Below are 9093 nucleotides of genomic sequence, written 5' to 3' on the forward strand. Positions count from 1 at the left end.
GGTTTGCGCATCGGGGCATGCCGCGATTATAGGCGCGGATCTCCCCAAGGAAACGAGGTTACGTCCATCGTGGCAAAAGCCCCAGCCCGCCCCACGGCACCGATCACCGACTCACCGCCGGCCGATCCCCTGAAATCGAATCGCGAGCGTCCTGCAGACCCGTCGCCCTACGATGCGTCGAAAGAGGAGTTGCTGAAATTCTATGAGGACATGCTCCTCATCCGCCGCTTCGAGGAAAAGGCCGGGCAGCTGTACGGCCTGGGGCTGATCGGTGGTTTCTGCCATTTGTATATCGGCCAGGAAGCGGTCGCCGTCGGGCTGCAATCGGCGCTGACCGACAAGGACTCGGTCATCACCGGCTATCGCGACCACGGCCATATGCTGTTGTGCGGCATCCCGCCCAAGGACGTCATGGCGGAGCTGACCGGGCGTCAGGCCGGCATCTCGAAGGGCAAGGGTGGCTCGATGCACATGTTCAGCGTCGAGCATAAGTTCTACGGTGGCCATGGTATCGTCGGGGCGCAGGTGTCGCTCGGCGCCGGGCTCGCCTTCTCGCACAAATATGCGAACGACGGTGGCGTCACGCTGGCCTATTTCGGCGACGGCGCGGCCAACCAGGGGCAGGTATACGAAGCCTTCAACATGGCCGAGCTGTGGAAGTTGCCGATCATTTTCGTGATCGAGAACAACCAATATGCGATGGGCACGTCGGTCAATCGCGCCTCGTCGGAGGATCAGCTGTATCGTCGTGGCGAAAGCTTCCGGATCCCGGGGCTGCAGATCGACGGGATGGACGTGCTGGCGTCGCGCGGTGCGGCCGAAGAGGCGTTGGCCTGGGTGCGTGCCGGCAAGGGCCCGATCATCCTTGAGATGAAGACCTATCGCTATCGCGGCCACTCGATGTCCGACCCGGCCAAATACCGCTCGCGCGACGAGGTGCAGGCGGTGCGCGACAAGTCAGACCCGATCGAGCACGTCAAGAAGCTGCTGATGGATCAGCACGGCACGAAGGAAGACGAGCTGAAGGCGATCGAGCAGGCGATCCGCCGCGCGGTCAACGAAGCGGCCGATTTCGCCGAGAGCACGCCGGAGCCCGAACCGGCGGAACTGTATACCGACGTTCTGGTGGAGAAGTATTGAGATGGCGATCGACATCAAGATGCCGGCGCTGTCGCCCACGATGGAGGAGGGCACGCTCGCCAAGTGGCTCGTCAAGGAAGGCGACACGGTAAAGTCCGGCGACATCATGGCCGAGATCGAGACCGACAAGGCGACGATGGAGTTCGAGGCGGTCGACGAGGGCACCGTCGCGAAGATCCTGGTTGCCGAGGGTACCGACGGGGTGAAGGTCGGCGAGGTCATCATGCAATTGGCGGGCGAGGGGGAGGATGCCGGCGCATCGGCTCCTGCCGCCACCAAGGATGATTCGCCCAAGGCCGAAGCCGCCGCCGACGAGAAGAAAGCGGATCAGGTCGAGGATTCGGCGCACCCCGCGCAGGAGAAGGTCGAGACCGGCGCGCGCCAGATGTTCGAGGCGGCGAAGCATGATGCCGAAGTCGCCGATCCGGCGATCCCGGCCGGCACCGAGATGGTCAAGCAGACCGTCCGTGAGGCGCTGCGCGACGCGATGGCCGAGGAAATGCGCGCCGACGAGCGCGTGTTCGTGATGGGTGAGGAAGTCGCGCAATATCAGGGCGCCTACAAGGTGACGCAGGGCCTGCTCGACGAGTTTGGCGACAAGCGCGTGATTGACACGCCGATCACCGAATATGGCTTTGCGGGCGTCGGCACCGGCGCGGCGATGGGCGGCCTGCGCCCGATCGTCGAGTTCATGACGTTCAATTTCGCGATGCAGGCGATCGACCATATCATCAACTCGGCCGCCAAGACGAACTATATGTCGGGTGGGCAGATGCGGTGCCCGATCGTGTTCCGTGGCCCCAACGGCGCCGCCAGCCGGGTCGGTGCGCAGCATTCCCAGAATTACGGCCCCTGGTATGCCTCCGTGCCCGGCCTGATCGTGATCGCGCCTTATGATGCGGCGGATGCCAAGGGCCTGTTGAAGGCTGCCATCCGCACCCAGGATCCGGTCGTCTTCCTCGAAAACGAGTTGCTGTACGGGCGGTCGTTCGAGGTGCCGAAGCTCGAAGACTGGGTGCTGCCGATCGGCAAGGCGCGGATCATGCGCGAGGGCCGTGACGTCACGATCGTCAGCTATTCGATCGGGGTCGGGCTCGCGCTGGAAGCGGCCGACAAGCTGGCGGGCGAGGGGATCGAGGCGGAAGTGATCGACCTGCGCACGCTGCGTCCGCTCGACAAACAGTCCGTGCTCAAGAGCCTTGCCAAGACCAATCGGCTGGTGGTGGTGGAAGAGGGCTGGCCGACCTGCTCGATCGCGTCGGAAATCGCTGCGATCGCGATGGAGGAGGGCTTTGACGATCTCGACGCGCCAGTGCTGCGCGTCACCAACGAGGACGTACCGCTGCCCTATGCCGCGAACCTCGAAAAGCTGGCGCTGGTATCGGCGGACAAGATCATCGGCGCGGTGAAGAGGGTCTGTTACCGCGATTGATCCACGGCGCGCGCCTTTCTGCCGGTCAGTTGGCGGAAAGGTGCGCGCTGTCGCACAGCCGTTTCTGCGCGTCGGTAAGGTTCGTCGTGTTGGTCAGCGCCTGATTGGCGCGCTCGCGGACCGAGAAGGACTGGAGCGAGTGCAGTTCCACCGCCGGGATGAAGCTGGTGCTGACCAGCGGACGATAGGTGTAGCGTAATTCGGCCAGCACCAGCGCGGAATTGATCACCGGCCGGATCTTGTTGCCGGTCGGGCCGACGCCGGCGGCGAGCGAGTTGTCGGTCGCACCGTCGCCGGGCAGGCCGTATGACGAAGTGACGTCCTTCGCGCCGAAGCAGCGCTGCCACGTGATCCGGTTACCCTCGGCCGCGCCGGTCTGCCCGTTGCCCTCCACGATCGACACGATCGCGCGGCCCTGGCCGCCGAAGTTGATGCTCTGTCCGGCGAAGCCCACCCCGGTCATCACTTCGTTGACGTCGACTTCGTCGATTGAGCCACGCACGCGCGCGATATTGTCCGCGGTCATCATCGCGAGCTGGTTGAGGCGAAGCGTCGTCACCGCCAGATTGCCGACCTCCACCCCCGTCAGGGTGATCGGCAACATGAACGTCAGCGCGAGCGCGAACTCGGTCATCGCCACGCCGGATCGGTTGCCTATCAGGCGCTCGATAGCGTGACGCGTGCGGGGAGCCGGATGGGTCATGAGCAACGGATCCTGACCTGCTGATCGCCATAGGGCTGGTTGCGGATCAGTGTCTGCGCGCGGACGGTGGTGGTGTCGCCCAGGCCCAGCGCCTTCAGGAACGGCGAGAGGCGCGGCACGGTCACCACGACGCTATAATAGACGATGTCGTCCGCCGAGCCGAGATCGCTGCCGCCGCCGCCGGTCGCATCATAACGACCGTTGTTGTTGCGATCCTCGTAACAGTCGCCGGCGTTATAGGTGCCGAGCGGCACGGTATCGCCGGTGATCCGCTCACCTTTGCCGACGGCGGAGAAATTGAAGTAACTGAGCGGCGTGACCTGCACCGCATTGGGGTCGCTGCGCTGCTGCACCGGCAGGATCGTGCGAATCTCGTCGCCGATCAGATTGATCACCTGTTGCCGGGTCTGATTGCCGACCGTCGCCCTGCGCGCGGCGCGTTCCAGCGCGCCATTGGTCAGCGCCTTCAGGTAAACCTGATAGCCGACATCGAGCGACCCGAGCAGCAATGCGAGAAACGGCATCAGCACCAGCGCGAATTCCGCGATCGTCGCACCGCGCCGATCGCGAACGAGCGCGTCCGCCGCACGAAGCTTTCGTCGTGAAGGGGGCTGCTGCATGGCTGGGGATATGCACCACAAAGCGGTAACGCCCGTTGAAGCGGGATGGTTAACGGGGGACACACCATATGAACGACACGGCCAGCCAGCCGGCTGCGGCGGCGCGCGCTCAGGAGCGGGCGATGATCCTGACCTATGCCGCCGCCGGGCGTCGCGCCGGATTGGCGGCGTTGCTGGCGCTGGACGAGCGGCTTGCCGCGATCTGGCAGGCGACCCGCGATCCGATGGTGGGGCAGATGCGATTGACATGGTGGCATGACGCGCTGAACCGTCTCGATAGCGTCCCGGCGCCAGCGGAACCGACGCTGCAGGTGCTGGCGCCGCATATCGGCGCACCCTGGCATGGAGCCGATCTCGCCCCGCTGGTGGAGGGATGGGAAGCGCTGCTCGACGATGCCCCCGCGGCGGAAGCGGAGGCGCGCTATGCGGCCGCGCGCGGCACGTTGCTTTTCCGGCTCGCCGCCACGCTACTTGAAGATGACGACGTTCGATTGGACGCGGCGGGCGCAGGCTGGGCGATGGCCGACCTGTCTCACCGCGTCGGCGACGCGGCGCAGGCGGAGCGGTTGCGCGGGGAAGCGCGCTCCCGGCTGGGGCCGGCACTGGCGGCGCGCTGGCCACGGCGCCTGCGCGCGGTGTCCGCCATGGCGCACCTCGCGCTGATCGACGTGTCGCATCATCCGCAGCCGATCGGGCATCCGTCGCGCGCGGCGCGCATATTGTGGCACCGCTTAACCGGACGATAATCGGATTTGGGCGATATGGAGAACATAGTAGGAATACGCCGCATCGAGACAGAGGGAGCGGCGTGGTGCGGATCATGTGGGTGGTGATGGCGGTGGTGTTATTGTCGGCCGCGGCGGGGGTGGGGCTGATGCTGACGTCGTCCACCGGGCGACCGGCATCATCGGCGGCAGCGGCGAATCCGCTCGCGGCGATGGCCCCCGGTAGCGACGCCTCGCCAGTGACGGGCGATCTGCCCGAGGCGTCACCCCAAACGCGCGAGGCGAAACGCTTCGCGCGCGTCGATCGGGATCGCGACGGCGCGGTGACACGTGACGAATATCTCGCCAGCCGGCGCAAGGCGTTCGCGAAGCTTGACGTCGATGGCGACGGACGGCTGACCTTCGACGAATGGGCGATCCGCAGCATGACCAAATTCGCCGATGCCGATCACGATCGTTCGGGGGCGCTGACCGCACAGGAATTCGCGACCACCGCACCGAAGCGGAAATCGCGCGCGGCGTGCCGCTGCACCACCTCGCTAAGCGACGACGCGGATGACGCGGCGCGCCCGGACAAATCCTAGGGCGGATCGACGGACAGATCCTCTTCCCCTTGCTGGGTTGGGGCGGATGCTCGGGCGGGCGGGCTGCCATCCGCGCCCGAGCGATCGGAGGCGGCCTTACAAGGTTGCGACGATCGACCGTGCCGCCATATCGGGATCTTCCGCCTGGGTGATCGGTCGGCCGACGACGAGGATCGATGCACCGTCATCGATCGCTTGCCGCGGTGTGACGACCCGCTTCTGATCGCCGGCCACGCCATTCGCAGGGCGCACGCCGGGGACGACGAAAAAGCCCTTCGTCCAGCGGCGATGCGCATCCTTCACTTCGGCGCCCGAGCAGACGATCCCGTCCAGCCCGGCTTCGGCGGCAAGGTCGGCGAGGCGCGCAACATGGTCATGCGCGTTGCCGGCGACGCCGGTGGCGGCCAGATCACTTTCGTCAAGACTGGTCAGCATCGTCACCGCGATCACTTTGGTCGCGGGCGGAGCGGCGGCCTTGGCGTCTTCCAGCATCGCCCGCCCGCCTGCGGCATGAACGGTGAGGATCGCCGGGGCGAGCGGCGATAGCGATTGAACCGCCTTGGCCACCGTATTGGGAATGTCGTGCAGCTTCAGATCGAGGAAGATCGGCAGGCCGAGTTCCTCCATGGCGCGCACTCCGGCGGGGCCGTTGGCGCAGAAGAACTCAAGTCCCAGCTTGATGCCGCCGACGTGATGCCGGACGCGGGCGGCCATCGCCTTGGCGCGCGCCAGATCGGGTGTGTCGAGCGCGACGAAGATCCGGTTGCCCATCACGATTCTCCCGGCGCGGCGTTCACTTGTCCGACGGTGTCGCCATCGGGGGCAGGCACCACAAGCGTCGCCTCCTGCCGTGCCGCCGCGATCGCGCGCTCGGTCTCCAGCGCGCGTTCCGCGCCCGACAGCCGCTGGCGCAATCGGAAACGCATCCAATGCTGATAGATCAAGGTCGGCAGGAACCCGAGCAGGAACGTCGCCAGCAACAGCAGCGGCAGGTTGATTTCCGCCACCAGCCCGCCGAACAATTGTACCGAAACGTTGGTCCAGTTGCCGAAGGTGAACACTGCCGCGACGAACGCCAACAGGCACCAGAACAGAAGCTTCAGAAACTGCATGGCGGCAGGCTAGGCGGACGCGGCGGATTTTTCCAGTCCGGTTGCGAATCCTGCGAGAATCAGCCGATTTCCTGTCGTAGTATCGCGATCAGATCATGTGCCGTCGTCAGCCGTGATTCCTCCTCGTCGAGGATCGCGAGAAAGGCCGCGCGTTTGATCGCCGCCACCCGTCCGGCGCGCAAGCGCGTCCCCGCTGGCAGTGTCGATACGATGATGTCGATCATTCGCTCGGCGCCGTGCAGCCGCCCCCAAAGATAGTCGTTCTCCCGATAGGAACGGCTGAAGAATGCGCCGAAGCTACTGAATTGAATGCCCTTAAGTGTCGCTTCCGCGCCGCCCGCGCGGATCGAGCGGGCATCGTCGGGGGAAATGCGATCGACCTTGATCGGATCGAATTCATCCATCCCTTCGCCTTGCAGCAACGGCATGGTGGCCACGTCGAAATAAGGGAAGCCCAGATAGTTGAGCAGCATCGGGCGCCGTATCTCACGCGGGACATTGGCCAGCGCGGCCGAAATCCGCTCATCGGTGGCGGCATCATGCGCCGACAGGTCCAGCGCCTGACCGAACGAATCGAGCAAATCGCCGGCATCGTCCCGCAGCGAACGGATGGCATGTCGGAAGCGCAGATGCCGATCGGTGCGCTTGGCATCGAGATAGGCGTTGAGCGCGTCGTAGATCGCGTCGCGCAAGGGAGCGAGCTGCGCCTCGTCGGTATGCGCCTCCATCTCGGTCAGCCGGCGCGCGATCAGACGCAGGCGACGGACGCGAAAGTTGAGGTCGAAGGTGCGCAGGAAGTCGATCGTCGCCTCGCTCGCGTCACCAGCGGCGATCGCGTCGACGCCGATCCCCCGCGCGGCCAACGTCGCCTCGATCCGCTCCCGGATGCGCGTCCGTCGCTGTGCGCCCGCTTCCCCTCCGACCGTTTGCAGCAGTGCGGTGACGAATTCCACCACGCCGGCCACCTTCAACTGGGCGTAACCCGCGTAGCTGTAGCCGGCGCGATCCGCCGCTGCCTGCTGCGCCCGACGCCGCCACGCCACCAGCCTTGCCGGGGTGGGGTGGTCGAGGAAGAAGGTGCGCCCGAACACTCCCTCCACCTCCGCCTCCACCTGCGGGCGGATCGCCTCGATGATCGCCCGCATCCGTTCGATCCGTCGCGAGCGTTCGGCCAGCGCCTCCAGATTGTCGCGGATCGGCTGCTGACGAGGCAGCTCGCTGATCGCCCCGATAATCGTCTGGAAAAAGCCCGGCGGCCCGTCTGCGGTGGCGGCGTGCATCCCGAATTTGCGGCCGGGGGAGGGGTCGATATAGACGAAGCGGCGATCGATCTCCCGCCGCGCGGGCCGCTCGCGCAGCGCGTCGATGGCGGGGCGGAACGGCGCATTGGCCAGCACCGAACCGTCGATCAGCACTGCCTTGCCGGTCGCGCGCGCCGCGACATGGCGGGGCAGGACGCGAGCCAGAAACGCCCGCCGGCCGGGCCACGCCTGATGCCGCTCGGCCAATACCGCGTCCAGCTCGCCCACGGTGAAAGGCGGGAAAGCGCCGGGGAAGCTCGACGTCGCGCGCGCGGCAAAGGCCAGGTCGGGCGCCGGCGCGAGCGTATCGACCTGTTCGCCATGATCGGTGAACGGCACCACCAGGCGATGCTCGGTTTCCATCACTTCGGTGGGGGAGTGCAGTTGCAGCCGTTCGGGATGGCCGCCGAAATCGGTGACGGTGACGAACAGGTCGAGCGGCTGGCCGTCGGGCAACAGGCGCGGCCCGCGCGGCGCCGCCGCCATCGCGGCGAAGGCGTCGAGCAGCATTCTGGTGAACCCGCTGCCGGAAAAGGGGGGCTCGAACCAGCGCGAGCGGATGAAGTGCGACAGTTTCGTCTTCACCTCGTCGCGCGTGGCGCCATCCAGCCCGTCGAGCTGCTCCGCGCTGCGCCCCGCCGCCATCCACGCCAGCGGCAATGCCCACACTTTCGAAAAACGTGAGGCGGGGGCCGCCTGCTCGTCGATCAGTCGCTCGATATCGGCACCGTCCAGCCACAGGTCGGTCAGCGGGTCGAGCGACTGTCCGCTGGCGATCGCCTGCGCCAGGAACACGCCGTTGATTCCGCCCGCGCTCGCCCCGGCGACGATATCGGGCAGCACGCGCAGCCGCAGCCGCGCACTTTCCTCAATCTCCGCCAGCAACGCGCGGTAGACCTGCGCGCTGGCACCGACACAGCCGGCCCCGTCATGCGCGGCGCGGCTGGCGCGGGAGACGTGCCACACCTCCTTGGTGATACCGTGCATATACACTGCCAGGCTGATCCCACCGTAGCAGACCAGCGCCAATCGCAGTTCCTTCTCGCGCACCGGGTCGGCGGGCGGCGTGGGCGGGCTCATCGCGGGCCAAGTTCCGCCCAGATCGGCAGATGGTCCGATGCGGTGCGCGACGTCGGGCTGTGATGAACGCCGCAATCCAGGATCGACCAGTCTGCCGATACCATGATCCGGTCGAGCCGCGCGATCGGGCGGCGGGCGTGAAAGCTCGGCCCCGTTTCGGCCATGCGGAAGCCGTGCCGGAAATCGCGCAGGCATCCCGCGTGCCGCGACCATTCGTTCAGATCGCCCATCATCACCGTAGGATAATGCCGCGCGCTGGCGGCGACGTGCGACAGGATCGCGGCGGCCTGCTTGCGGCGCCATAACCCCGACAGATCGAGGTGCATGCCGACGACGCGAACGATTCGCTCGCCGATCGCGATATCCGCCATCACCGCGCCGCGCGGTTCCAGCGAT

Annotated in this window: 10 protein-coding genes; 4 read left to right on the top strand and 6 right to left on the bottom strand. The window is 66.3% G+C overall.

Going from position 1 to position 9093, the window contains the following annotated elements; genetic code table 11:
* Positions 1-69: 69 nt before the first annotated feature.
* Both pdhA and ACFDSW_RS03265 read left to right on the top strand, forming a co-directional pair.
* On the top strand, positions 70-1140 hold the full coding sequence (pdhA, locus tag ACFDSW_RS03260; protein ID WP_375248843.1) for a pyruvate dehydrogenase (acetyl-transferring) E1 component subunit alpha: 1071 nt from the start codon (positions 70-72) through the stop codon (positions 1138-1140).
* 1 nt (position 1141) lies between these two features.
* A complete protein-coding gene (locus ACFDSW_RS03265) occupies positions 1142-2572 on the top strand; it encodes a pyruvate dehydrogenase complex E1 component subunit beta (protein WP_375248844.1) in 1431 nt (476 codons plus the stop codon).
* A 25-nt stretch (positions 2573-2597) separates the two neighbouring features.
* Here the strand turns inward: ACFDSW_RS03265 and ACFDSW_RS03270 are convergent, their stop codons facing one another.
* Positions 2598-3206 carry a pilus assembly protein gene (locus ACFDSW_RS03270; RefSeq protein ID WP_375248845.1) on the bottom strand — a complete coding sequence of 203 codons (609 nt, stop codon included), beginning with the start codon at positions 3204-3206 and terminating at the stop codon, positions 2598-2600.
* A gap of 65 nt (positions 3207-3271) precedes the next feature.
* On the bottom strand, positions 3272-3895 hold the full coding sequence (locus ACFDSW_RS03275; protein WP_375248846.1) for a TadE/TadG family type IV pilus assembly protein: 624 nt from the start codon (positions 3893-3895) through the stop codon (positions 3272-3274).
* 68 nt (positions 3896-3963) lie between these two features.
* Here ACFDSW_RS03275 and ACFDSW_RS03280 point away from each other — a divergent pair, with 68 nt between their 5' ends.
* The gene (locus tag ACFDSW_RS03280; RefSeq protein ID WP_375248847.1) at positions 3964-4641 is read left to right on the top strand and encodes a hypothetical protein; all 678 of its coding nucleotides are present in this window, start codon (positions 3964-3966) and stop codon (positions 4639-4641) included.
* 74 nt (positions 4642-4715) lie between these two features.
* Positions 4716-5204: a histidine kinase gene (locus ACFDSW_RS03285; RefSeq protein ID WP_375248852.1), complete on the top strand. Its 489-nt coding sequence runs from the start codon at positions 4716-4718 to the stop codon at positions 5202-5204.
* A gap of 96 nt (positions 5205-5300) precedes the next feature.
* On the opposite strand, the gene pyrF is transcribed toward ACFDSW_RS03285, so the two are convergent.
* The 4 genes from pyrF to ACFDSW_RS03305 all read right to left on the bottom strand — a co-directional run.
* Positions 5301-5975, bottom strand: coding sequence for an orotidine-5'-phosphate decarboxylase (gene pyrF, locus ACFDSW_RS03290; RefSeq protein WP_375248848.1), 675 nt, complete (start codon positions 5973-5975; stop codon positions 5301-5303).
* Complete coding sequence (locus ACFDSW_RS03295) at positions 5975-6316, bottom strand: lipopolysaccharide assembly protein LapA domain-containing protein (protein WP_375248849.1); 342 nt, start codon at positions 6314-6316, stop codon at positions 5975-5977. Before ACFDSW_RS03295 ends, pyrF begins: the two co-directional genes overlap by 1 nt.
* Positions 6317-6375: 59 nt before the next feature.
* Positions 6376-8697 (bottom strand): patatin-like protein, encoded by a 2322-nt coding sequence (locus tag ACFDSW_RS03300; protein WP_375248850.1) that lies wholly within the window; start codon positions 8695-8697, stop codon positions 6376-6378.
* A partial coding sequence (locus ACFDSW_RS03305) for an endonuclease/exonuclease/phosphatase family protein (RefSeq protein WP_375248851.1) occupies positions 8694-9093 on the bottom strand: 400 nt, incomplete at its 5' end. The genes ACFDSW_RS03300 and ACFDSW_RS03305, both read right to left, overlap by 4 nt.

Origin of the sequence: Sphingomonas sp. (assembly GCF_042091075.1) — a bacterium.
Classification (GTDB): Bacteria; Pseudomonadota; Alphaproteobacteria; order Sphingomonadales; family Sphingomonadaceae; genus Sphingomonas.